Raw genomic sequence first — 25,511 nt, 5'->3', positions numbered from 1 at the left:
TACCATATATCAGATAGAACTTTATTTTATGCAGGAGGGTACGCGATGAGTTGGACGGGGATTGCCTTATTTATTCAACTTTTTTTCGGAATCATCATCGGACTTTATTTTTGGAATTTGTTGAGAAGCCAGCGAACACAAAAAGTTTCCATAGACCGAGAGTCAAAAAAGGAAATGGAGCAGCTGAAAAAGATGAGATCAATCTCATTGACTAAACCATTATCGGAAATAGTACGCCCATCCCGTTTTGAAGATATAGTCGGACAAGAAGATGGAATTAAATCATTAAAGGCGGCTCTTTGCGGACCGAATCCTCAGCATGTCATTATATACGGACCGCCTGGAGTGGGAAAAACTGCTGCAGCAAGGCTTGTGCTGGAAGAAGCTAAGAAAAACCCGAAATCTCCTTTTCAGCGTTCATCAGTATTTATCGAATTAGACGCAACGACAGCCCGATTTGATGAAAGAGGGATCGCTGACCCGCTAATCGGATCCGTTCACGATCCGATTTATCAAGGTGCAGGAGCGATGGGGCAGGCCGGCATTCCGCAGCCGAAGCAAGGTGCGGTGACAAATGCGCATGGAGGAGTTTTGTTTATTGATGAAATAGGAGAACTTCATCCTATTCAAATGAATAAGCTCTTAAAAGTTTTGGAGGATCGAAAAGTTTTTCTTGAAAGTGCCTATTATAATGAAGAAAATACACAAATTCCTACTCATATCCATGATATTTTCAAAAACGGTCTACCGGCTGATTTTCGCCTTGTCGGCGCTACAACGAGAACTCCAAGCGAGATTCCGCCGGCAATCCGTTCAAGATGTATGGAAGTTTTTTTCAGGGAGCTTAACCAGGAAGAAATTACAACCGTTGCAAAAAAAGCAACTGAAAAAGTCCGCTTGTCAATAACGGAAAAAGGGCTCGATATTCTCTCAACATATGCAAGGAACGGGCGTGAAGCAGTAAACATGGTGCAAACGGCTGCCGGATTGGCCATTAATGAAGACCGAAATTACATTAAAGATGAAGATATAGAATGGGTTATCAATTCGAGCCAGTTAAGTCCAAGAATTGAAAGAAAAATACACCCTAAATCTGATATTGGCCTTGTAAACGGACTTGCCGTTTACGGCCCGAACACTGGGGCGCTCATTGAAATTGAGGTGACGGTCATACCCGCCAAAGAAAAAGGATCTATCAATATTACCGGAATTGTTGAAGAGGAAAGCATCGGCGACCGCGGGAAATCGATCCGACGAAAAAGCATGGCAAAAGGGTCAATTGAAAACGTGATTACTGTTCTCCGTTCCATGAGAGTACCGGCTGATGAATTTGATATTCATGTGAATTTCCCGGGCGGAATTCCGATCGACGGCCCGTCTGCAGGCATCGCCATGGCTACTGCTATTTATTCTGCGATTTATAAAATTCCGGTTAAAAACACGATTGCTATGACTGGAGAAATCAGCATTCATGGCAATGTAAAGCCGGTTGGCGGAGTGTATCCGAAAGTTGTCGCAGCGAAAAAAGCAGGCGCCAAAATGGTGATTATTCCGGAAGAAAATATGCAATCCATTTTAAATGAAATCAAAGATATAGAAATTGTTCCGGTTACTCATATAAATGAGGTGTTTGATCTTGTATTTGTGAACGGGATGCCCCGGGGGGATCAGGCCATTCCTGCTTCGATTGAATTAGCTAAGAAAGAAAGCATATAGTTCAACCGAGACTTCGGTTTGCCAGACATTTTTGACAAACCGAAGTTTTTGTTTGCTCATTCTCTAGTAAATAAGTTAGAATTGTACAAAGAATTATCCTGTAATTACATATATATAAGATTCCATTGGAGGTGCAATGATATTGGCATATAAAGAAGAAATCATCGTCCCCCTCCTGCCGCTTCGGGGAGTGCTTGTTTATCCGACAATGGTCCTTCATTTAGATGTCGGACGTGAAAAATCAGTTCAGGCCCTTGAAAAAGCAATGGTCGATGACCATCTAATATTTTTAACAACACAAAAAGACATATCAATAGATGATCCAACAGAAGAAGACGTGTTTCATATGGGAACATTAACAAAAGTAAAGCAAATGCTGAAACTCCCTAATGGTACGATTCGAGTTTTAGTGGAAGGCTTAAAGCGTGCCGAAGTCATTTCTTTCTTTGATGAAGTCGATTACTATCTGGTTTCATTAAGAACATATGAAGACAGAGAAACAAAAGATGCGGAAGATCAGGCCTTAATGAGAACAATGCTTGACTACTTTGAGCAGTACATAAAAATGTCCAAAAAAATTTCTGCTGAAACGTATTCATCTGTTGCTGACATTGAGGAGCCGGGAAGAATGGCGGATATCATTTCCTCACACCTTCCGCTAAAGCTAAAAGAAAAGCAGGAAATTCTTGAGATAGTTGACATTAAAGAAAGAATGAACCGCATTATTGAAATTCTTCATAATGAGAAAGAAGTATTGAATTTAGAGAAGAAGATCGGACAGCGCGTAAAACGTTCAATGGAAAGGACGCAAAAAGAGTACTATTTGCGCGAACAAATGAAAGCCATTCAAAAAGAATTGGGAGAAAAAGAAGGAAAAACCGGAGAAATTGCCGAGCTTACTGAAAAAATTGAGCAAGCAGGCATGCCTGAACATGTCAAAGCAACCGCTTTAAAAGAACTCGACCGATACGAAAAAGTACCTTCAAGTTCAGCCGAGAGCGCAGTGATCCGAAACTATATTGAGTGGCTTATTTCATTGCCTTGGACAAAGAAAACAGACGATGACCTTGATATTCATAAAGCTGAGAGAATATTGAACAAAGACCACTATGGCCTTGAAAAAGTGAAGGAGCGGGTTTTAGAATATTTAGCCGTACAACAATTGATCCGTTCACTAAAGGGCCCTATTCTTTGCCTTGCCGGGCCTCCCGGAGTCGGGAAAACAAGTTTGGCCCGTTCGATCGCAACTTCATTAAATCGTAAATTCGTTCGAATTTCTCTCGGCGGTGTCCGCGATGAGTCGGAAATAAGAGGGCATCGACGCACCTATGTAGGAGCAATGCCCGGCCGAATCATCCAAGGGATGAGAAAAGCCGGAACAATAAATCCGGTGTTTCTTCTTGATGAAATCGATAAAATGTCGAGTGATTTTCGCGGCGACCCGTCTGCTGCCTTGCTTGAAGTGCTTGATCCGGAGCAAAATCATAATTTTAGCGACCACTATATTGAAGAGCCGTATGATCTTTCAAAAGTAATGTTCATTGCAACGGCAAATGATTTATCGACGATCCCGGGACCGCTCAGAGACAGAATGGAAATTATTACAATTGCCGGATATACAGAGCTTGAAAAGATCCATATTGCAAAAGACCATCTATTGCCTAAGCAAATAAAAGAACACGGGCTAACGAAATCGCAGCTTCAAGTCCGCGAAGATGCGATTCAAAATGTTATCCGCCATTATACCCGGGAAGCCGGAGTGCGCGGATTGGAACGCCAGATTGCCGCCATTTGCCGTAAGACAGCTAAAATTATCGTTTCAGGAGAGAAGAAACGTGTTGTTGTTTCCGAGAAGAATGTTGAAGAGTTTTTAGGAAAGCCGAAATTTCGTTATGGACAGGCCGAGATGGAAGACCAGATTGGCGTTGCCACCGGCCTTGCTTACACAACGGTTGGCGGAGATACGCTGCATATAGAAGTCTCATTGTCACCAGGAAAAGGGAAGCTTGTCTTAACCGGAAAACTCGGTGATGTCATGAAAGAATCAGCACAGGCCGCTTTCAGCTATGTCCGTTCAAAAGCAAAAGAGCTTGGGATTGATGAAAATTTCCATGAAAAGTATGATATTCATATCCATGTTCCGGAAGGTGCGGTTCCGAAAGACGGGCCTTCTGCCGGCATCACAATCGCAACGGCTCTTGTCTCCGCTTTATCCGGAAAGCCAATTAAAAAAGAAGTCGGAATGACAGGAGAAATTACACTCAGAGGACGGGTTCTTCCAATAGGCGGCGTTAAGGAAAAGACATTAAGCGCCCATCGTGCCGGATTAACGAAAATCATTCTTCCGAAGGAAAATGAAAAAGATATTGATGATATTCCTGAAAGTGTAAGAGACGATCTCGATTTTGTTTTAGTCTCTCATGTAGATGAAGTACTCAAACACGCCCTTGGCGGCGGTGAGGTTCAATGAAAATAAGCAGTGCAGAAATGGTTGTTAGTGCGGTAAAGCCTGACCAGTATCCCGGTGAGGCTTTACCTGAATTTGCATTAGCCGGCAGATCGAATGTAGGGAAATCTTCGTTTATCAATAAAATGCTAAACAGGAAAAACTTGGCCAGAACTTCATCGAAACCAGGGAAAACCCAAACATTGAATTTTTACTTAATTAATGAAGCGTTCCATTTTGTCGATGTTCCCGGTTACGGTTATGCAAAAGTTTCAAAAAGCGAGCGTGCAGCATGGGGGAAAATGATTGAAACGTATTTTACTTCAAGAGAACAGCTTAAGGCTGTTGTTTTAATTGTGGATTTGCGGCATCCGCCGACTGCGGATGATGTGATGATGTATGACTTTCTAAAGCATTATGAAATCCCTTGTATCGTCATTGCCACGAAGGCGGATAAAATTCCGAAGGGGAAGTGGCAAAAGCATTTAAAAATAACAAAAGAAACATTAAATTTGGATCCAAATGACCATTCCGTTATTTTTTCATCTGAGACGGGTGAAGGAAAAGAAAGGGCATGGTCCATTATTGAAAGTTATATGTAATTTAAACCAAATGATTGTTTATGAAAGGAAGAGACAGGAAAAAATAGACCTGTCTCTAATTTTTTTTAAAAATGATTAAATAAAATCCGATCAACACAAGGGCAGCCGGCCAAAATTTCCACGCCATGGAAACGTTGTTTTCAAGATGGCCGAACCAGCCGGTAATCTTGTCGTAAAACAGGAGTAATGCTGCAAGAATCAAGAATAGCACGCCTTGAAATAATCCTGTACCAACTTTTTGATAGCGCAGAAAAAAGCCTAAAGAAATAATCATGATAAAGGCGCCAATATGATCGGGCCATATGGCCAGGCGGTTTACAACATGAAAATGCAGTCCGAATCCGAGCAAAATAACACCTGGCAAGATCGCTTCATAATCTTTTGCCCAATAGCCTTGTCCCAGAAAGCCCAGACCGACAATCATCAGTAATGTTGGCCATGTGTAAAACTCTTGAAATACCGTAATATTGGCTTGCTGAAGGTAAAAATAAGCCCCGAAGCCAATTAAGATGATACCAGGGAAAATACGTTGATTTTTCACTCTTTTCACCACTTCCAATAACGATCACTTGAATTTGCAAGTTATATTTGGTACTGTACAAAAGGGAGATCATGTCGATAATTGCTAAAAAAATCTTATTTAAAAATATTACCTTTGTCCAGCTTTTCGTTGTTAGATTCATTCCATAAATATGATGACAACTTTTCGAATTCTGTTCACAATTCGTTCTAAAAAGCAAATATGGAAGTGTTATAATAATATAAGCGACTTATTGATTTTTGGGGGTGTCAACTTAAAAATGCATATTCTAGCTGTCGGACTAACTTATAAAACAGCCCCTGTCGAAATCCGTGAGCGTTTGACGTTTAATCCGGCGAACCTTGGGGATGCGATGAAAACACTTAAAGAGAAAAAGAGCATATTGGAAAACGTCATTCTCTCTACGTGTAACCGTACGGAAATATATGCGGTTGTGGATCAGCTCCATACTGGCCGCTATTATATTAAGGAATTTTTGTCTGAATGGTTTGGAATTAATCAAGATGAATTTTCTCCATATTTGTTTATATATGAGCATGACGGTGCAATTGAGCATTTGTTTAAAGTAGCTTGCGGACTGGATTCAATGGTATTGGGCGAGACGCAAATATTGGGACAGGTTCGATCCAGTTTCTTGCTGGCACAAGAAAAAAACACTGTTGGTACGGTATTTAACGAATTATTTAAGCGAGCGGTTACACTTGCCAAGCGTGCCCATTCCGAAACAGAAATCGGTGCAAATGCTGTTTCTGTAAGTTACGCAGCAGTTGAGCTTGCGAAAAAGATTTTTGGTTCTCTTGAAAACAAACACGTACTAGTTTTGGGCGCCGGAAAAATGGGTGAACTTGCCATTCAAAACTTGTATGGGAATGGAGCAAGCAAGGTAACGGTGATCAACCGCACCTATGAGAAAGCGGAAGATCTGGCGAATCGATTCAACGGACAGGCCCGGACACTGCAGGAACTTCAATGCGCACTTGTTGATGCGGATATACTTATCAGTTCAACCGGATCAAATGATTTTGTTGTGACAAAAGAAATGATGGAAAATGTTGAAAAGATGAGAAAAGGAAAGCCGCTGTTTATGGTTGATATCGCTGTTCCGCGTGATTTGGACCCGGCAATTGCCGAACTGGAAAGTGTATTCCTGTATGATATCGATGATCTTGAAGGAATTGTTGAAGCAAATATGCAGGAACGAAAAAAAGCGGCCGCTAACATTTTGATTATGATTGAGGGCGAAATTGTTGAATTCAAGAAGTGGCTTGATATGCTGGGAGTGGTTCCCGTTATTTCGGCGCTCCGCGAAAAAGCGCTCGGCATTCAGGCTGAAACGATGAAAAGCATTGAAAGAAAGTTGCCAAACTTAACTGAACGTGAAAAGAAAGTGCTGAATAAGCATACGAAAAGCATCATCAATCAGCTGCTGAAAGATCCGATTTTGCAAGTTAAGGAGCTTGCGGGACAGCCGGATGCAGGCCATGCACTGGATCTTTTCGTTAAGATCTTTAATATTGAAGAGCTTGTTGCCGAGCAGCAAGAGATGAAAGCAGCTGAATCTAATCGGGTTATGGTTCGTTCACAACGGGCTTCCTTTCAATCATAAAAGGGGTTCTGTCAATGTTTGATATTTATATGACAAGGTTGCATGAACTGACCGTTATTCTGTATGCCTTTAGCGTCCTCTTATACTTTATTGATTTTCTTCACAATAACCGGAAGGCGAACAAAGTAGCCTTCTGGTTACTTGCATTTGTATGGGTTTTGCAAACGCTTTTTTTGTTTTTATATATGTTGGAGACTGGAAGATTCCCCGTTCTGACTATATTTGAGGGGCTTTATTTTTATGCGTGGGTTTTAATTACCTTGTCGCTTGGCATCAACCGGTTATTGCGCGTTGATTTTATTGTCTTTTTTACGAATATACTAGGGTTTATCATTATAGCCATTCATACCTTTGCACCAGTACAGATTGAATCCGAAGTGATGGCACAGAAACTCGTTTCAGAACTTCTCTTTATCCATATAACAATGGCTATTTTATCGTACGGGGCATTCTCCATCTCATTTGTGTTTTCGATTCTTTACTTGATTCAATATGATTTGCTCAAAAGGAAAAAGTGGGGGAAAAGACTCGTTCGGATCGCCGATTTATCAAAGCTCGAATATATGTCATATGTATTAAATGTCATCGGGGTACCAATGCTGATATTGAGTCTGATTTTAGGAATGCAGTGGGCATACATAAAAGTTCCTGACATGCATTGGTATGATACAAAAGTGATCGGGTCGTTTGTTGTCCTGACAGTTTACAGTATTTATCTTTATTTGCGGGTAGCGAAAGGATTGTTCGGTAAATCTCTTGCCCTCTGGAACATTGCTTCATTTTTGATTGTTTTGATTAACTTTTTCCTTTTCGGAAAATTGTCAACATTCCATTTTTGGTATACGTAATTTTAGGAGGCAGTTAAGTCGTGAGAAAAATAATAGTTGGCTCAAGGCGAAGCAAACTGGCACTTACACAAACAAACTGGGTTATCGAGCAATTAAAAAAGCTTGACCCATCTTTTGATTTCGAAGTCAAAGAAATCGTGACAAAAGGGGACAAGATTTTAGATGTTACCCTTTCAAAAGTTGGGGGAAAAGGCTTGTTTGTAAAAGAAATTGAACAAGCAATGCTGAATAAGGAAATTGATATGGCAGTTCACAGTATGAAAGACATGCCTGCAGTTCTTCCTGAAGGCCTTATGATTGGTTGTATTCCTGAACGAGAGGATCATAGGGATGCTCTGATTTCGAAAAATCATATCCCTTTAAAAGAACTAAAACCTGGCGCGAGAATTGGAACAAGCAGTCTGCGCCGGGGGGCTCAGATACTGGCAAAGCGTCCTGATCTGGAAATAAAATGGATACGAGGAAACATTGATACGCGATTGGCGAAACTGGAAACAGAAGAATACGATGCGATCATTTTAGCTGCTGCAGGCTTGTCGAGAATGGGTTGGGCTTCTGATGTTGTAACTGAGTTTTTAGACACGGATTTTTGCCTTCCTGCTGTTGGCCAGGGGGCTTTGGCAATCGAGTGCCGCAGTGATGACAGTGAGCTTCTGCAATTATTTGAAAAATTAACTTCTGATAAAACATCAAGAGCGGTCCGCGCAGAAAGAGCATTTCTGCAAAAAATGGAAGGAGGCTGTCAAGTTCCAATTGCGGGTTATGCTTTTATCAATGACAACGATGAAATCGTTTTGACCGGGCTCGTTGCTTCTCCAGACGGCAAAGAAATTTATAAGGAACAGATTGCCGGCTATAATGCGGAAGAATTAGGGAAATGTGTGGCTGATAAGCTGATTGAAAAAGGGGCCAAAGCTTTAATAGAAAAAGTGAAGCGGGAGCAGGAAAGCGTATGAGTCAATCTCTTCCTTTACGAGGTAAAAGCGTTTTAATTCCAAGAGGGAAAAATCACTCAAAATCCTTTGCAGAGCTTGTAAGAGACTATGGAGGAATTCCGGTAGAAATACCTCTTATTGCCTTTCGTCCTGTTTCTGAAACAGAAGCAATCCGAGAGATATTAAGAAATTTGGATACCTATGATTGGATTATCTTTACGAGCAGTGTTACTGTTGATATTTTCTTTTCATTCTTAGGTGACGGAAAGATTGTTTCAAAGATTGCTGTAATCGGGGAAAAAACGGAACAAACTCTGAATGAGAAAGGCTATAAAGCGGACTTTCGGCCCTCTGAATATGTAGCCGAGAGATTCGTTAATGAGTTTTTGCCATATGTAATGAAAGGGTTAAGGATTTTGCTTCCTAAAGGGAGCTTAGCAAGGGATTATATTGCTTCTTCCCTGCAGGAAAGAGGAGCATATGTCGAAGAAGTTGTCATCTATGAAACATATTTTCCTGAAACGAGCCGTACGCAACTGGTAGATATCATACAGGACGGGAAACTGGATATACTGACATTTACGAGTTCATCGACAGTTAGTCATTTTATGAAAATTGTTCAAGAGAACAATAGTTTTGAAAAAATAAAAGATTGTATTGTCGCCTGTATTGGCCCTGTAACGGCAGAAAAAGCTTCCTCTCTCGGACTTAAAGTAGATGTTGTTCCGAAAATTTTTACAATCGAGGAAATGGTGAAAGGTATTGTGAAGTATATTGAAATTAACAATTAACTGGAGGTTAAGTGCTATTATGAATCTTCAATTTACCCGGCATCGCCGTCTGAGACAAACAGCTAATATGCGCGCGCTTGTCCGAGAAAACTTTTTGCGATTGGAAGATTTAATCTACCCGCTATTTATTGTGGAAGGAAACGATATAAAAAATGAAGTCTCATCTATGCCCGGAGTTTTTCAAATGTCCCTCGATCACCTTCACGAAGAAATGACTGAAGTAGTGAGCCTTGGAATTAAATCGGTTTTGCTTTTTGGCATTCCGGCGGAAAAAGATGAGTTCGGAAAAGAAGCGTATCATGATCACGGGATTGTTCAAGAAGCAATCCGTTATATTAAAAAGCATTTTCCGGATATTATTGTAATCGCAGACACTTGCCTGTGTGAATATACAAGCCATGGCCACTGCGGCGTAATTGAAGGAGAAAAAGTATTAAACGATCCTTCTCTTGATCTGCTTGCGAAAACAGCCGTAAGCCAGGCTAAGGCCGGTGCTGATATTATTGCTCCTTCAAACATGATGGACGGTTTTGTTTCTGCGATCCGTCATGGCCTGGATGAAGCCGGTTTTGAAAATGTTCCGATTATGTCATACGCGGTAAAATATGCTTCATCTTTTTATGGGCCGTTCCGTGATGCTGCTGACAGCACACCGCAATTCGGCGACCGAAAAACTTACCAGATGGATCCTGCCAACAGGCTTGAAGCGCTTCGGGAAGCTGAATCCGATACACTAGAAGGCGCAGATTTTCTGATTGTAAAGCCGGGTATGCCATACTTGGACATTGTACGTGACGTCAAAAACAACTTTAAACTGCCTGTTGTGATTTATAACGTTAGTGGTGAATATTCAATGGTGAAAGCAGCTGCCCAAAATGGCTGGATTGATGAGAAAAATGTAGTAATGGAAATGTTAACGGGAATGAAACGTGCGGGTGCGGACTTGATTATTACATACCATGCCAAAGATGCAGCCCGCTGGCTGAGAGAACAATAAGACGAAAAGAGGGGAAGGGTTTATGCGCTCTTACGAAAAATCGATTTCCGCTTTTAAAGAAGCTCAAACCTTAATGCCGGGCGGAGTGAACAGTCCTGTACGCGCTTTTAAATCGGTAAAAATGGATCCGATTTTTATGGCAAAAGGGAAGGGCTCAAAAATTTATGATATTGATGGAAATGAATATATTGATTACGTTCTTTCATGGGGCCCGCTTATTCTAGGGCATTCAAATGACCGTGTCGTAGAAGCCATTAAGAAAGTCGCGGAGCTTGGAACAAGCTTTGGTGCACCGACACTAATTGAAAACGAGCTGGCAAAACTTGTGAAAGAACGGGTTCCGTCTATCGAAATCATCAGGATGGTTTCTTCCGGAACAGAAGCAACGATGAGTGCTCTTCGCCTGGCACGAGGGTTTACCGGAAGAAATAAGATTTTAAAATTTGAAGGCTGCTATCATGGGCATGGCGACTCCCTATTAATTAAAGCAGGTTCAGGTGTGGCGACGCTAGGTCTTCCTGACAGCCCGGGGGTACCTGAAGGGGTAGCCAAAAATACGATTACTGTTCCTTATAATGATCTTGAAGGCGTAAAATACGCCTTCGAACAATTCGGTGAAGATATTGCCGGAGTCATTGTGGAACCTGTTGCCGGCAATATGGGCGTCGTTCCGCCGCTTCCGGGATTTTTAGAAGGTTTGCGGGAAATTACAACCGAATACGGAGCATTGTTAATTTTTGATGAAGTAATGACAGGCTTCCGCGTAGGATATAACTGTGCACAAGGGTATTTCGGCATTACACCTGACATCACATGTTTGGGAAAAGTTATCGGCGGAGGACTTCCTGTAGGTGCATATGGAGGAAAAGCGGAAATTATGGAACGAATCGCTCCTAGCGGCCCTATTTATCAGGCTGGCACTCTTTCCGGAAATCCGCTGGCAATGACGGCAGGTTATGAAACACTAAGCCAGCTGACTCCTGATTCTTATAAAGAATTTGAACGGAAAGCTGACAAGCTTGAAGAAGGATTTAGAAGAGCTGCAGAGAAATATGAAATTCCGCATACGATTAATCGAGCCGGATCAATGATTGGTTTCTTCTTTACAAATGAAGAAGTAATCAATTATGAAAAAGCAAAAACATCAAATTTAGATTATTTTGCAGCATTTTATAAAGAAATGGCAAACGAAGGCGTCTTCTTGCCTCCATCCCAATTTGAAGGTCTGTTTTTATCAACAGCCCATACCGATGAAGATATTGAAAAGACTATTCACGCTGCTGAAAAAGCATTTTCCAAAATAAGGGGATAAGTTCTGTTTTTAAAAGCACACTCACGAATGATCATGAGTGTGCTTTTCTTTTTTATCATAAAACAGTTTGGCGATTCATAAAGTGTAAATGACATTGAGTTTATACGTAGGAGGATATGAAAGGAGGAGTCGCTTTGTCTCAAGGGAATCTATCGAGTTTGCGATTTTCTTTGGAAGAATCGGTTTGGTTTCAAAAAGGACAGGAAGTCGAAGAGCTAGTATCGATTTCTCTTGACCCAAATATAACGATTCAGGAGAATGAACAGTATGTGACAATTCAGGGCACTCTGGAATTGTCGGGAGAATATAAACGATATCAGACAGAAGAAACTGTAGAAGAAGAAACTGTTTCAGCCGCCCGGTTTATCCATTCCGTTGAAGAACGTGAAGAAGGAATTTGTGAATTTTTGCATCGGTTTCCGGTAGATATCTCCATTCCAAATAACCGCATTCAAAGCGTTTATGATATCGACGTAGTTGTGGAATCGTTTGATTATCTTTTTCCGGAAAGAAGTTGCATGAAATTAACTGCTGATTTAAAAATATCCGGCTTGTACGGCGAACAGCAAAAAGTGCCTGTTTCGGATGAAGAACTTGAATTCATGCAAGACGATTCTGTCCGCGATGATTACACTCCGGTTGCGGAAGAAGATGATGAAGCAGAAAAAGTAACTGAATTATATGAAGAAGACGATAAAGGAAAAGAATTTAAATTAAATGAAGCTGAAGATGTATTTGAAGAACGTGAAGAAGAATTACAGCTCCTTTCCCGATTTTCTCCTTATTTAGATTCGGAAGAAGAGGAAAAAGAAGAAAATGTATATGAACCGTTTGAAGCAGAGGCAAGAAAACAGCCTGAAGCAGAACTGGATCAGCAGCCTATTCAGGAACAGGAAGCCTCTTCAGATTCAATATTTGAATTGACACCGGAAAGCGAAAGTGCCGAAAAAGCGCCAGAAGAAGTGCCTGTAGAATTTGGAGTTTTTACCCCTGAGATTTCTTTTTCTTCACAAAGAAACGAAGCTCCTGCACCAAAAGCAGTAGAACTTTTCGAAAACAATCAAGAGGAAGAAATTGCTGAAGAAACAGAAACAGCAGAATTAGAAGTTAAGCAGGAACAAGAACCTGTTTTAGAGGAAGCGGATGAGAGCGAATCTTCACCGGAGCAAGCAGAGAAGAAAAAAAAGAAACTTTCGAAAAAGAAGTCTCTTTCAATCACAGAGTTTCTCGCGAGAAAAGAAGAGGAAAGGCATGCTAAATTGAAAGTCTGCATTGTTCAGCAGGGTGAAACACTCGACCAGCTAGCCGAACGGTACGACATTACGATTGCCCAATTGCTTCGGGTAAACCATTTGGAAGCTAATCAGGATGTATATGAGGGGCAAGTCCTATATATACCAGTGGCAGTAAAGCAAAAATAATAATTAAAAAAGATGGGCAGGTTCAATCAACCTGCTCAGGCTTTTTTCTTTTTGTCTTCACCTTTTGGAGGTTGAAAGTAATGATTGATCAAAGTCGATTAAAAGAAGTTGCACCAATTTTACGAGCATATCAAGTTGAACCTTATTTTGTAGAGGATTTTGGCAGAGTCCAAAAGATCTATTCAAATAAGGGCGTTTTCGCTCTTAAAAAGATACCTCCTTCAAACGGCACCGATTTTATCCGCCATGTGCAATTTTTATATCAAAAAGGCTATAACCGGATTGTTCCAATCTATCCTTCTGCTGATGGGCGGTATGCGGTCCTGCATCAAAATCATCTTTATTATTTAATGCCGTGGATGCCTAACGAAGAAAGGGATAACCAATCTGAAAGGAATAAACAGCTTGTCCGGGAATTAGCACGGCTCCATATTTTATCAGCTCGAGAAATAAACATTAATAAAGAAGAACGAAAAGAACATTATGAAAATACATTGCTAGAGTGGGATAAAGAGAAAGAGTTTATTGAAGGGTTTATGGAGACAAGCGAAAAAAAGTGGTACATGTCCCCGTTTGAATTGCAGTTTTGCCTTTACTTCCATGAAATAAGCCAGGCGCTTTTGTTTTCGAAACGAAAGCTGGAAGATTGGTATGAAAAAACAAAAGACCAAGAAAAAGCCCGCTCTGTTTTGGTTCACGGGAAAGTTTCAGCTGAACATTTTCTTTTCGATGAAAGGGGATACGGATATTTTACTAATTTTGAAAGATCGAAGTTCGGCTCTCCCTTTCATGATTTGCTCCCGTTCCTTTCAAGATCATTAAATAGCTTGCCAAAACAGGGTGAAGATAACGTTGACTTGGTTTACACTTATTTTAAATACTTTCCTTTTAAAGAGGACGAGATGCTTTTATTCCTTGCATATCTTGCTCATCCCGGCAAAATCATCCGCACCGCAGAAAATTATTTCAAAAAACAAGCAAGAAAAAATGAACGGAAGTTTGTCCAGCAGTTCCAGTGTAATTATTGGCAATTAAAAAATACGGAGTATGTCGTTATGAGGATTGAAGAAATAGAACAAAGAAAAAAAGAAGCCCAAGAGAAAGCCCAGGAATAGATACTTCTTCCAGGGCTTTTCTATATGATGTCAAAATGGAGAGCAAGTGCCAGTAAAACAAAGATCGTTAACAGCAGAACATCAAATGTTGTCGGGAGTAAAATCGTTCGAATTCCTTGGAATACGCAAAATGGGATGATAAACTGGTTGCAGACGTTTCTGAGTGTTTTCAACCATGGAGGTAGTGTATACGGGTTGTATCTTCTCCTCAATTAAGCTCAACCCCTTTATGTTCGTTTATCTTCATTCTATGTTTTCGCCCTGCCGAACGTGTCTTTCGAAAAATCTTATTGTAAAATGTATATTATATAAAAAATTAGGTTATTCTTATTGACGAGAATTGCCTTTTTCCGTAGTATAACTAATAGAAATTGAATAGATATTGCAAAGACAGGGAAGAGTACGAAGAAAACAGCTTTAAGAGAGGGAAGCCAACAGCTGAGAGGTTTCCTAAGCGGGTGCTTCGGAAGGTCGCCCTTGAGCATCTTCTGCGAACGGATTTTTTTCTTAGTAGTGGAAGACGGGAAAACCGTTATCTGAATGAGAGCCAATCAATATTTTGGTTGGAAAAAAGGTGGTACCGCGAAATTCACTCTATTCGTCCTTTTATGGCGAATGGAGTTTTTTATTTTTTGGATGGATTGGAGGAACTTTAGAAATGAGTACAAAGGAAGTGACGATGCCTACCAAGTATGACCCTAAAGCGATCGAGCAGGGTCGTTATGAATGGTGGCTGAAAGGAAAATTTTTTGAAGCGAAAGATGATGAGAAGAAACAGCCTTATACGATTGTAATCCCACCTCCAAATGTGACAGGTAAACTGCACCTTGGCCATGCGTGGGATACGACTTTACAGGATATTCTTACACGGATGAAACGGATGCAAGGCTATGACGTTCTCTGGCTGCCGGGAATGGATCATGCCGGGATTGCCACTCAGGCAAAAGTTGAAGAAAAACTGCGCAATGAAGGCAAAAGCCGCTACGATTTAGGCCGGGAAAAATTTGTTGAGGAAACGTGGAAATGGAAAGAAGAGTATGCTGAACATATTCGCCAGCAATGGGCAAAGCTTGGACTCGGCCTTGATTACAGCCGCGAGCGTTTTACACTTGATGAAGGCTTGTCAAAAGCTGTTCGTGAAGTGTTCGTCAGTCTTTACCGGAAGGGCTTGATTTACCGCGGGGAATATATCATCAACTGGGATCCGTCGACGAAAACTGCACTTTCCGATATCGAAGTTATCTATAAAGATGTTCAAGGTGCCTTTTATCATATGAAGTATCCTCTTGCTGACGGTTCAGGCTATATTGAAATCGCAACGACCCGTCCGGAAACGATGCTTGGTGATACTGCTGTTGCTGTTCATCCGGAAGATGAGCGCTACAAGCATTTGATCGGGAAGACGGTCATTTTGCCAATTGTCGGCCGGGAAATTCCAATTATCGGCGATGAATATGTTGATATGGAATTTGGCTCCGGGGCTGTAAAAATCACCCCAGCCCACGACCCGAACGATTTTGAGATCGGAAACCGCCATAACCTTGAACGTATCCTGGTCATGAATGAAGACGGTACGATGAATGAAAAGGCCGGCAAGTATCAAGGCATGGACCGGTTTGAATGCCGAAAACAAATTGTGAAAGATTTGCAGGAACAGGGAGTTCTCTTCAAAATTGAAGAACACATTCATTCTGTCGGACATTCTGAACGAAGCGGTGCGGTCGTAGAACCTTATCTTTCAACACAATGGTTCGTAAAAATGCAGCCGCTCGCTGATGCAGCGATTGCACTTCAAAAAGGGGAAGACAAAGTAAACTTTGTTCCGGAACGCTTTGAAAAGACATATCTTCATTGGATGGAAAACATTCGTGACTGGTGCATTTCGCGTCAGCTTTGGTGGGGCCACCACATTCCTGCCTGGTACCATAAAGAAACAGGGGAAATTTATGTGGATCATGAACCGCCTGCCGATATTGAAAACTGGGAACAAGACAAAGATGTTTTAGATACATGGTTCAGTTCTGCGTTATGGCCGTTCTCGACAATGGGCTGGCCGGATACTGATTCAAAAGATTACAAGCGATACTATCCGACTGATTGTCTTGTAACCGGTTATGATATTATTTTCTTCTGGGTATCCCGTATGATTTTCCAAGGAGTCGAGTTTACAGGAACGCGCCCATTTAAAGATGTATTAATCCATGGACTTGTTCGCGATGCACAAGGGCGCAAAATGAGTAAATCCCTTGGCAACGGGGTTGATCCGATGGAAGTGATCGATCAATACGGTGCTGACTCGCTTCGCTACTTCTTGGCTACAGGAAGTTCACCCGGTCAAGATTTGCGCTTCAGCATTGAAAAAGTTGAAGCTGCGTGGAACTTTGCAAATAAAATTTGGAACGCATCAAGATTCGCATTAATGAACATGGATGGTTTAACATTTGATGAAATCGATCTAAGCGGTGAAAAGTCTGTTGCTGATAAATGGATTTTAACAAGGTTAAATGAAACAATTGAAACGGTTACCCGCCTGGCTGACCGCTACGAATTCGGTGAAGTGGGCCGCGTTCTTTACAACTTCATTTGGGATGATTTCTGCGATTGGTATATCGAAATGGCGAAGCTCCCATTATATGGGGAAGATGAGGCGGCGAAAAAAACAACCCGTTCCATTTTAGCTTACGTACTTGATCATATAATGCGTTTGCTCCATCCGTTTATGCCGTTTATCACGGAGGAAATTTGGCAAAACCTTCCGCATGAAGGAGAGTCGATCACAATTGCAAAATGGCCTGAAGTAAGGCCTGAATTGAATGATGTACAAGCTGCGGAAGAGATGAAGCTTCTTGTAGACATCATTCGGTCGGTTCGTAACATTCGTGCTGAAGTGAATACACCGATGAGCAAGAAAATTAAAATGCTCCTTAAAGCAAAAGACAACGATGTTCAGGCAGTTCTCGAAAAAAACCGTGCTTATATTGAGCGGTTCTGTAATCCGGAAGAATTAACAGTAGCAACCGAAATCGCAATTCCGGATAAAGCTATGACAGCGATTGTAACCGGAGTGGAGATTATTCTTCCGCTTGAAGGACTCATTAATATTGAAGAAGAAATTGCCCGTCTTGAAAAAGAACTTGAGAAACTGAATAAAGAAGTCGAACGGGTACAGAAAAAATTAAGCAATGAAGGTTTTTTGAAAAAAGCGCCTGAAAAAGTAATTGAAGAAGAGCGTGCAAAAGAAAAAGATTATAAAGAAAAGAGAGAGGCTGTCGAAGCCCGTATTCGTGAACTGAAAGGCGAATAAATATAAAACACTTATTAAATGAGAAGGCGAATCCGGTTTTTGGATTCGTCTTCCGCTTTGTTCCTAAACAAAAGGAGATGGTAATATGTTTCATACATATAGCGAAGCTCTTAACTGGATTCATTCACGTCTTCGGCTCGGCATGAAACCGGGATTAAAACGAATGGAGTGGATGATGGAAAAACTAAATCATCCTGAAAGAGAAATAAGAACCGTCCATATTGGCGGAACAAACGGAAAAGGGTCAACGGTAACATTTCTTCGTTCTATATTACAGAATGCCGGATATAGTGTCGGTACATTTACATCGCCGTATTTTGAACAATTCAATGAACGCATCAGCGTAAATGGAAAACCAGTTACTGATCAGGAAATTATCGAGCTTGCCAATGTTATTTTTCCGCTGGCAGAAGAGCTTGAAAAGACCGAACTCGGCGGGCCGACGGAATTTGAAGTGGTCACTGCGATGTCAATCTATTATTTTTCAAAAGTAAATCCGGTCGATATCGTCATCTTTGAAGTAGGCCTTGGCGGGAGATTTGATTCAACGAATATTATCTATCCGCTTCTTTCAATCATCACAAATATCGGGATGGATCACACGAACATATTGGGGCATTCCCTGCGCGAAATTGCTTTTGAGAAAGCAGGCATTATAAAAAACGGTGTGCCGGTCGCAACCGCTGCCAAGCAAGCGGAAGCTTTAAATGTAATTAAAGAACAAGCGGATTCTAAAAAAGCTTCTCTTTTTCAACTGGGGAACGACATCCTGATCAAAGACTGCTCCTCATTGCCTAAAGGGGAAAGATTTACAGTTTCAACGTTGTTTAAAAGTTTCCCAGAAATGCAAATTGAAATGATTGGTCAGCATCAGATCGAAAATGCTGCTTTAGCGGTAATGGCTTCAGAACTGCTTGTACAATATTATTCTTTTCAAATTGAAGAAAAACATGTAAGAAAAGGCTTATTATCAGCCCGCTGGCCGGGGAGATTTGAGATTCTTTCCGAAAACCCATTTGTTGTCATCGATGGAGCCCATAATGAAGAAGGAATTACAGCTCTTATAAATGAAATTAAAAACCGTTTTAAAGAGAAAAAAATAAAGATTTTATTCGCAGCTTTAAAAGACAAAAAACTGGATAACATGATTGCAAAGTTGGACAGAATTGCTGAAAAAATCACGTTTACTGATTTTGATTTCCCAAGAGCAGCATCCTCTCAAGAACTGCTTAAGTTGAGCAAGTCGGTAAATAAACATGCTGTTCAAGATTGGAAAGCTTTTTTGCAAACAGAAATTGAGCAATTAAAAGAACAAGAAGTTCTCGTAATTACCGGATCTCTTTATTTTCTTTCCGAGGTAAGGTCTGAACTTGTTGATCTATTGAGAAATTGACTTGGCATCCAGTGGAAAAAATTGAAAATTTGCTAAAATGTTAATTGAAACGTGACTTTTGATAAGCCCTTTGTTTTCTAACATAGGGCTATTAATCGTTTACAAAATATTTATTTTTTGCAGATTGGCACAGATAGGTAATTTGGTATAATAGTAGTAAAAAAGTTCGGTTAAAAAGAGAGTGGTATGCGTGGAGAGGAGGGGGCAGTTTGAAAAGATTTTGCTTTACGTTTTTAACTTTTACATTATTGATTGTTTTTTCTTTTTCACTAAGGGGCTCTGCCCAACAAGAAACGCCATCTGTTGAATTGAATGTTAACCCTTCCCAAAATGTTATTGTAAAACCAAAAACAGGAAACGCAGAAGGAAGTCTGAATTTTCATCTTGCACCGAAAGGCAAAGCGACAAGCGCCGACAGGGAACCGATTGATGTCGTTTTTATTTTTGACAAATCAGGTTCTATGAATGAATTAGGAAAAAATCCGAAAAAATTTCAAAGTGCTAAAGATGCAATGACAGAAGCAACTAATTTTTTCAAAGAGAATGCCGGACCAAACGACCGTTTTGCGTTTATCCCATTTAGCTCGGATGTGGAAACCGATAAAATTGTTTATTTTTCACCAAATAATGGAAAAGAAAGTTTAGATTTAATTTATCGAACTGCCAACAGCTTATCAGCGTCCGGTGGAACGAACTATACTCAATCATTTGAAAAAGCGCTAGAAATGCTTGAAGGCGGAAATAACAACAAATATATCATTTTTATGACTGACGGAGAACCTACTTTTTCTAACGTTAAAGAGAAAATAACTTACAAAAAACGGGTGCAAGTTGGTACTGAAAAAAAATGTTTCTTCTTTGTCTGCTGGGATGAACCGGTATATGACTACAAAACCGTTACAGAGGATATTGTTGTTCATTATGAACTTTATGGACAAGGATCCAAAATGTATAGTAAGGTTTACTATTACTTGAATGGCGAGCAGCACTTTAAGAACATAAATGTTAAAGATACAATAGCAGCGATTAGGCAGCATGGAATATCGATGTCTGAAAAGCTGGCGGAAAAAAATATTAAACTGTATTCAATAGGTTTTGGCAACGATTCTGAGGTAGATATGGATTACTTGCGAAAACTGTCTGCTATAACCGGGGTAACGGCAAGACAAGCTTCACAAGAAAATATTGCTCCAATTTTTGAAGAAATTTCAAAAGATATCGATACGCCATCAATCAGCGGCGAAATAAAAGTGGATTTAAGCCGATTTAACGGAAAAGTTAAGGTAATGGAAGGATCAGATGCAAGGGTTGATGAAAATAATATTGCCATCTTTAACTTTAACTTTAGTTATCCAATTAATCAGAATCCGCCCCAGCCGATTGATTTAACGCTTCCGTTAAGTTTTTCAGAGACAGGGACATATACTTTCAATAATATTGAAATGACGTATAATGATTTATCCGGTAAAAAAGTCAGTGTAACCTATTCTCCGGTTACGATAGAAGTAAAAGATGATGCACCGCCGAGTTTTAAAGGTACGATGACTTTAAAGGGTGTCGAAAATACCCCGGATAATTTAATTAAGATTTCAAATTCTACAGAGCGCACGAACGAATTTACAGTTCAGTATGACTTGGAACCATACGGTCTTGTGGACAACCGTGTGTCTGGCTCAATTACAAACATAAAAATCATTCAGCCTCTTCCTGAAGGGATTTCAGCCGTTTCAACTGCTGGAGTAAGTATTGAAAATGTTTCAGGCACACCTGCTGCAGTAATCATGGTTCCTTCAAGCATAAACTATACGAACGGTGTGTTTAATCCTAATAAGTTAACAGCAGCGATCACGCTTAAAGCAGATTGGGCATTAAGCAATGTGAAGATGCCGCTGGCAACTGTTCAATACAAGGACAGCCGATTCGGACATCAGGAAACAACAATACCTGCTTCTAATCAGGTCATCAACTCGAAGGTACGATTGAGAGAGTTTCCAAACAATGCTTATGACGGAGATTCATCAGGTATTATCACGAAGTTAAATTTAGATGAAAATGGCAAAAAACTTGCACAAACCGAATATCCTAATAATTATGGACTGAAAAACAAGGCAATCAAAGAGATGGTTTTTCAGGATGGATCGGCTAACACAACGATCAAAATCACTTATTATGATAACGATATTGCATTTGCTTATTTAAAGCCTGACTATGAGTTAAGAGGAAACAAAACCGGCCGGCTGTACAAAAATGGCGATTCTGCAAATGAACCGATTGATATAAAACTAAGCAATTTAGTTGCAGGAAAAGGTGTCAAGTATTCCCATTTAATTGAAAATGGAGACGAAAAAGGTACATGGGTTGAATTTTCTCCTGATGACACCATAACTATAACAAAACCGGGTGTGAACAAAATTAAAGTGAAAGCAGAAGGCGGTTTTGCAATCAAAGATTTGATAGTTGAAAAAGTTATTACGATTGAAAATCGAATTGAATCGATTACGATTGAACCGGACCCTATTGAAATTGATGTTGGAAGTACTGCATCCTTTACGGTGAAGATTCAACCTGAAGAAGCGACGAATAAGACTTTAGACTTTGAAATTAGAGACCGAACAGTTGCCGATTTCACTGACACAAACCGGATTTTAGGAAAGACAGAAGGCGAGACTGTGCTGGTTGTACGAACAAAAGACGGATCAAATATTGTAAAGACTGTTCCGATTATAGTTAAAGATCCATATATACCACTGGAAGAACTTAAATTTAAGAAATCGGTCTTTAAATTAGGCCTTGGCGAAAAAATCCCGTTGACAGATTTGCTCATTTTCAATCCTGACAATGCGACACAAAAGAAAATTGATCATGTTGTTTCAGAAATGGATCATAAAGTTCAAGTTGTCAATGAAAATGGTATATGGTATTTAATCGGAAAGGAAGTCGGCTATTCAACAGTAACAGTAACTGCTGAGGAGCAACGCAATGGCAATCAGCCGCATGCATCTGCGCTGTTTGAAGTAATAACAGCTTCTACCGATGATGAAGATGACGGGTCACCAGACGCCGGACGATGGTAAATAAAAACAGCTGCCTCCAAAAAGGGCAGCTGTTTTTATTCGAAGATTAATTCATCTGAAAAAATTTGCACATGGTTAACGATCGGCAATGCATCAAATTTATTAAGTAATACATCTTTATCGTACTCAACAATAAATCTGGAAAACTTGTCATCTTGAATGGAGAAATTCAAGTCATCACCGCCATCGCTTACTTCACCGCGTACAGCGTTGATTTCCAGCTTTTCTTCTGCGAAGATTCCTCCGTTAATGTAAAAAAGAGATCCAACGCCGTACAATACAGCATTATCTTCTGTGTAGAAAAATGCTTTTAGAGGTTTTATCCTATCGTCGCGAAACGGCAAGTACGGTTTTTCCTTTTCGTCTTTATCCTGAAAGTAATCAAACTCATTCATTCTCGTTATTTCAAGCTCGCCTTTCGTCATCAACACAAGCTGTTTCTCATTATCTTCCGCTCCTAAAATATTTACATTTGATAAAAATGCCTTACCTCCTGCATATACAACGGAATCAAATATAATCTCATCATTTTCAAGTCCATCGTCTGATTCATCACCTGTTATTTTTAAATTGTCATTGACAATAATAATATTGTTAAATTCTATAGCAGTATTCAGCGCCTTAACAGAAAGATCATTGCCCGTAACGATATCCCCATTAAATTTTAACCCTTTAGTTTCTCTATCGCTTTTGTTGTCTGCGTAAGATTTTATATTAATCGAGTCAGCACATATGATATTATTCTCAAATGCTATTTTTCCGTCAAAGTTGATGATGTGAAGCTTCCCTGAGATATAAACATGATCCAGAAACTCGATATCATAATAACTTTCTAAATTCAAATCCCCGCCTGTAACGACTTTCCCAATGATTTCTAATCCTTTAGATTTCGTGTCGCTTTCATAAGATTGTACATTAATCGAATCAGCACTTATGATATTTTTCTGAAAGGATATTTTCCCGCCAAAGTTGAGAATGTGTAGCTTCCCTGAAACATGTACATTTTCCAGAAACTCGATATCATTATAGCTTACTATATATAAGTCCCCATTCACGGCCAGTTTTTTTTCAAAAGCAATTGGATTATATTTACTGTTGATAACGAGATCACCGTCAAAATATTCCGGGATTGGTTCTTCTGTGCTTTCGATTAAATAGCTGTCTTTAAGTTCATTTGCCGATCCTCCGGTTAAAGATAGAGGATTTTGTTGGTTCTCTAATTTTTGGATGCCGACATTTTCATCAGTAGAACCAGAAAAGAAGGATAGGCCGGAAATTTCATCTTTCAACTGCTCAGAAAAATCAGTCCCATTTCCATATCTTTCAGTGGAAAGTTCATTTGTTTTTAATATTTTGTTCGTCTGATCATTCATCGTCCGTTCGAAGTCAATGTTAATAAATTGACTGTCATGCTTAAGATCCGGAATTTCCCCTTTATAAAAATTTTCTTCTTTCATGAGGTCAAGAAGGTTTGCTGTACTGCTAAAAATGTCACCATTGATCGAACTCATCGGTGTTGATTGTTCTGACCAATCACCGTTCCTTTTTTGGTACTTTGCTTTTTCATTGATCGACATTTGGTTTGCATAAACATTTCCTAATATATTTGCAGAACCATTTAAGAACAAGCCATTATTTTTCTCTTCGGAATAAGAGCCCACTGCATATTTAAGAAAACTCGGCAAAGGGGAAAGGATGAACCTTTTTCTAATGGTCCTCGTAATTTTTCCTTCATATTCAATCGGATTTTTTGTGACAAGCACAATTTCAAAAACTCTTGTAAAATCATCATTCGTATCTATTTCATAAGTATCTAATTTATCAATTATTGAGTTTTTGCCGATTGACTCAAAACAACTCCTTGATGAAGGATTAACATATTCAGGAGAGGAGCCGCTAATGTCTATCACCGTTAAACAATCAACAGAATCTTTTTTTTCATATTTTTCAATACTTTTCGTTAATATTTCTTCTAATTTATTCTCGTAATCACTTATATTGTTCTCGATACCGCCTGCTTCCCATTCCAATTCAAATGTCCCTATTGTGGTTGCCAAATCAGTTATCATCTTTTCGATTATTTCCACTGCATTATATGTTATGTGGATGTCGCTTTCTCTCGTTTCAACCCTCTTTGCTCCACCTATGGAAGAAGCAATAATGGCAAGGCCGAGAGTCGTAAAAACAAGGGAAACTAACAAAACGATTATTAAACTATTTCCACGTTCATTTTTCAGCATGCTGTTTCCCCCTTTTAGAATCCAAATTCGCTCTTTAAGTGCAGCGGTTTTTCCAATCTTTCATGGTCCAAAATAAAGTCAAGATGAATGATGCCGCTTTCACATTTTTCCTTGCTGTCTAAGTCTTCTTTATAGCATGTAAACGAAATCGTTGAGTCTTTAAAGTCAGCAATTCCTTCCAAGGGAGTTCCGTCAATAGTAATCTCGGTTTTTTCTTGATTATTTTGATCTGTTAAAGTGATAATAATTTTCTTTTCATTACCTTGTTTTTCTTTATTAATATCGTAAAAAAATCCGCTTTGTCCTTTTTCAAATTTTTTGATTTTGGTTTTTTGGCTATCAATAAGCTCGATACAATTATCCCCGCATCCTTCCACATAATCAAAAGGGAATGAATGAAAAGTATTCATAATCATTGTTGCAGCATAGTCTGCGTCATCCCGCAGCTGCCCCTCAATTTGAATTTTATTGTATAATTTGATACCGGAAGAAAAAACACCATAAATAACCGGGAGTACAATCATCGTGATCGTAAAGGTTGCGAGAAGTTCATATAAAGTTACCCCTTTTTCATCGAATATCTTCACTCTTCATTACCCCTTCAATCTCGGTCTCGTTCACCTTCCCATTTATGGCCCATTCTACTTTTACTGTAATTGGCAGAATGTAATTGCGATCGTAATCGTTTTTGTCTGAATTAGCCTGAATTTTTACATCATATTTTACATTGTTAATCGTAATTGGCGAGCACGATGGACCTGGAGTTTCTCCTTTCCAAAACTTACCGTATGGATCATTCGGTTCATCTTTATCTTCTGAATTAGAGCAAATCATTAAGGTTAGTTCTTCTTCCGGATTTTTTTTAAATTTTTCACGGATTTCAATAAAGCTCTCATTTTCGATATACATCATCGCATTTCTTGCCACATTTATGGCTGCTGTTTTCTTTTGATTCATATTCGTATAGGAATATGCTTGTGTGAAAAATTTCATACAACCGATTAAAATAATTCCTAAAATAGTAAGGGATGTCAGAATTTCGATTAAAGTAAATCCTTTTGAACTATCGAGGATTTTTTTTAGATTCATTTTGCCCCCTTCTTTCAAAAAATCTTATATTATTATACAATACTTGTAGTCTAAATCTGTCCTAATAGGTCGAAATAAGTA

Annotated in this window: 19 protein-coding genes and 1 other annotated feature; of the genes, 14 read left to right on the top strand and 5 right to left on the bottom strand. The window is 39.6% G+C overall.

Annotated elements, in window-relative coordinates; translation table 11 throughout:
- Positions 1-45: 45 nt before the first annotated feature.
- The 3 genes from lonB to yihA all read left to right on the top strand — a co-directional run bounded on the left by lonB (position 46) and on the right by yihA (position 4,764).
- Positions 46-1,716, top strand: a complete 1,671-nt coding sequence (lonB, locus tag C0966_RS10630) for an ATP-dependent protease LonB (RefSeq protein WP_274855422.1) — start codon at positions 46-48, stop codon at positions 1,714-1,716.
- A gap of 142 nt (positions 1,717-1,858) precedes the next feature.
- A complete protein-coding gene (lon, locus tag C0966_RS10625) occupies positions 1,859-4,186 on the top strand; it encodes an endopeptidase La (protein ID WP_274855421.1) in 2,328 nt (775 codons plus the stop codon).
- Entirely contained in the window at positions 4,183-4,764 is a 582-nt protein-coding gene (gene yihA, locus C0966_RS10620) for a ribosome biogenesis GTP-binding protein YihA/YsxC (RefSeq protein ID WP_274855420.1), read from the top strand. The genes lon and yihA overlap by 4 nt, the downstream gene beginning before the upstream one ends.
- A 55-nt stretch (positions 4,765-4,819) precedes the next feature.
- Here yihA and C0966_RS10615 read toward each other — a convergent pair whose 3' ends face one another.
- Positions 4,820-5,305 carry a LiaI-LiaF-like domain-containing protein gene (locus tag C0966_RS10615; protein ID WP_274855419.1) on the bottom strand — a complete coding sequence of 162 codons (486 nt, stop codon included), beginning with the start codon at positions 5,303-5,305 and terminating at the stop codon, positions 4,820-4,822.
- A 259-nt stretch (positions 5,306-5,564) separates the two neighbouring features.
- Here C0966_RS10615 and hemA point away from each other — a divergent pair, with 259 nt between their 5' ends.
- The 8 genes from hemA (at position 5,565) to ysxE (ending at position 14,330) form a co-directional block, all read left to right on the top strand.
- On the top strand, positions 5,565-6,911 hold the full coding sequence (gene hemA, locus C0966_RS10610) for a glutamyl-tRNA reductase (protein ID WP_274855418.1): 1,347 nt from the start codon (positions 5,565-5,567) through the stop codon (positions 6,909-6,911).
- A 14-nt stretch (positions 6,912-6,925) separates the two neighbouring features.
- Positions 6,926-7,759: a cytochrome c biogenesis protein gene (locus tag C0966_RS10605; RefSeq protein ID WP_274855417.1), complete on the top strand. Its 834-nt coding sequence runs from the start codon at positions 6,926-6,928 to the stop codon at positions 7,757-7,759.
- A gap of 20 nt (positions 7,760-7,779) precedes the next feature.
- Entirely contained in the window at positions 7,780-8,715 is a 936-nt protein-coding gene (gene hemC, locus C0966_RS10600; RefSeq protein ID WP_274855416.1) for a hydroxymethylbilane synthase, read from the top strand.
- On the top strand, positions 8,712-9,485 hold the full coding sequence (locus C0966_RS10595; protein WP_274855415.1) for a uroporphyrinogen-III synthase: 774 nt from the start codon (positions 8,712-8,714) through the stop codon (positions 9,483-9,485). The genes hemC and C0966_RS10595 overlap by 4 nt, the downstream gene beginning before the upstream one ends.
- Before the next feature lie 19 nt (positions 9,486-9,504).
- Complete coding sequence (hemB, locus tag C0966_RS10590; protein WP_274855414.1) at positions 9,505-10,482, top strand: porphobilinogen synthase; 978 nt, start codon at positions 9,505-9,507, stop codon at positions 10,480-10,482.
- A gap of 22 nt (positions 10,483-10,504) precedes the next feature.
- Positions 10,505-11,794 (top strand): glutamate-1-semialdehyde 2,1-aminomutase, encoded by a 1,290-nt coding sequence (gene hemL / locus C0966_RS10585; protein WP_274855413.1) that lies wholly within the window; start codon positions 10,505-10,507, stop codon positions 11,792-11,794.
- Positions 11,795-11,928: 134 nt separating this feature from the next.
- Complete coding sequence (spoVID, locus tag C0966_RS10580; RefSeq protein WP_274855412.1) at positions 11,929-13,215, top strand: stage VI sporulation protein D; 1,287 nt, start codon at positions 11,929-11,931, stop codon at positions 13,213-13,215.
- An 80-nt stretch (positions 13,216-13,295) separates the two neighbouring features.
- Entirely contained in the window at positions 13,296-14,330 is a 1,035-nt protein-coding gene (gene ysxE / locus C0966_RS10575) for a spore coat protein YsxE (RefSeq protein ID WP_274855411.1), read from the top strand.
- 20 nt (positions 14,331-14,350) lie between these two features.
- Here ysxE and C0966_RS10570 read toward each other — a convergent pair whose 3' ends face one another.
- Positions 14,351-14,542: a hypothetical protein gene (locus tag C0966_RS10570; protein WP_274855410.1), complete on the bottom strand. Its 192-nt coding sequence runs from the start codon at positions 14,540-14,542 to the stop codon at positions 14,351-14,353.
- Positions 14,543-14,708: 166 nt separating this feature from the next.
- Positions 14,709-14,939, top strand: a binding site (T-box leader).
- Between the two features lie 49 nt (positions 14,940-14,988).
- Between C0966_RS10570 and C0966_RS10565 the strand changes: the two genes are divergently transcribed.
- From C0966_RS10565 to C0966_RS10555, 3 genes are all read left to right on the top strand, one after another.
- The gene (locus C0966_RS10565) at positions 14,989-17,634 is read left to right on the top strand and encodes a valine--tRNA ligase (RefSeq protein ID WP_274855409.1); all 2,646 of its coding nucleotides are present in this window, start codon (positions 14,989-14,991) and stop codon (positions 17,632-17,634) included.
- Between the two features lie 85 nt (positions 17,635-17,719).
- Complete coding sequence (locus C0966_RS10560; protein WP_274855408.1) at positions 17,720-19,027, top strand: bifunctional folylpolyglutamate synthase/dihydrofolate synthase; 1,308 nt, start codon at positions 17,720-17,722, stop codon at positions 19,025-19,027.
- Between the two features lie 209 nt (positions 19,028-19,236).
- A complete protein-coding gene (locus C0966_RS10555) occupies positions 19,237-22,101 on the top strand; it encodes a VWA domain-containing protein (RefSeq protein WP_274855406.1) in 2,865 nt (954 codons plus the stop codon).
- 35 nt (positions 22,102-22,136) lie between these two features.
- Here C0966_RS10555 and C0966_RS10550 read toward each other — a convergent pair whose 3' ends face one another.
- From C0966_RS10550 to C0966_RS10540, 3 genes are read right to left on the bottom strand one after another with little or no spacing between them, the layout of a single operon-like run.
- Positions 22,137-24,341, bottom strand: coding sequence for a hypothetical protein (locus C0966_RS10550; RefSeq protein ID WP_274855405.1), 2,205 nt, complete (start codon positions 24,339-24,341; stop codon positions 22,137-22,139).
- Between the two features lie 14 nt (positions 24,342-24,355).
- A complete protein-coding gene (locus C0966_RS10545; RefSeq protein ID WP_274855404.1) occupies positions 24,356-24,928 on the bottom strand; it encodes a hypothetical protein in 573 nt (190 codons plus the stop codon).
- Positions 24,912-25,430, bottom strand: a complete 519-nt coding sequence (locus C0966_RS10540) for a type IV pilus modification PilV family protein (protein ID WP_274855403.1) — start codon at positions 25,428-25,430, stop codon at positions 24,912-24,914. The genes C0966_RS10545 and C0966_RS10540 overlap by 17 nt, the downstream gene beginning before the upstream one ends.
- Positions 25,431-25,511: the final 81 nt, after the last annotated feature.

It is taken from the genome of Bacillus methanolicus (assembly GCF_028888695.1).
Classification (GTDB): domain Bacteria; phylum Bacillota; class Bacilli; order Bacillales; family Cytobacillaceae; genus Bacillus_Z; species Bacillus_Z methanolicus_B.
Note: the sequence above shows the minus strand (reverse complement) of the source record. Positions and strands in the feature narration are given on the sequence as shown.

Excerpts from the sequence above, each read along its gene's own strand:
- C0966_RS10540 (WP_274855403.1), bottom strand. The coding sequence starts at position 25,430 with ATGAATCTAAAAAAAATCCTCGATAGTTCAAAAGGATTTACTTTAATC.
- C0966_RS10550 (WP_274855405.1), bottom strand. The coding sequence starts at position 24,341 with ATGCTGAAAAATGAACGTGGAAATAGTTTAATAATCGTTTTGTTAGTT.
- C0966_RS10560 (WP_274855408.1), top strand. The coding sequence starts at position 17,720 with ATGTTTCATACATATAGCGAAGCTCTTAACTGGATTCATTCACGTCTT.
- hemA (WP_274855418.1), top strand. The coding sequence starts at position 5,565 with ATGCATATTCTAGCTGTCGGACTAACTTATAAAACAGCCCCTGTCGAA.
- C0966_RS10565 (WP_274855409.1), top strand. The coding sequence starts at position 14,989 with ATGAGTACAAAGGAAGTGACGATGCCTACCAAGTATGACCCTAAAGCG.
- ysxE (WP_274855411.1), top strand. The coding sequence starts at position 13,296 with ATGATTGATCAAAGTCGATTAAAAGAAGTTGCACCAATTTTACGAGCA.
- C0966_RS10605 (WP_274855417.1), top strand. The coding sequence starts at position 6,926 with ATGTTTGATATTTATATGACAAGGTTGCATGAACTGACCGTTATTCTG.
- C0966_RS10595 (WP_274855415.1), top strand. The coding sequence starts at position 8,712 with ATGAGTCAATCTCTTCCTTTACGAGGTAAAAGCGTTTTAATTCCAAGA.
- hemL (WP_274855413.1), top strand. The coding sequence starts at position 10,505 with ATGCGCTCTTACGAAAAATCGATTTCCGCTTTTAAAGAAGCTCAAACC.
- yihA (WP_274855420.1), top strand. The coding sequence starts at position 4,183 with ATGAAAATAAGCAGTGCAGAAATGGTTGTTAGTGCGGTAAAGCCTGAC.
- hemB (WP_274855414.1), top strand. The coding sequence starts at position 9,505 with ATGAATCTTCAATTTACCCGGCATCGCCGTCTGAGACAAACAGCTAAT.
- lonB (WP_274855422.1), top strand. The coding sequence starts at position 46 with ATGAGTTGGACGGGGATTGCCTTATTTATTCAACTTTTTTTCGGAATC.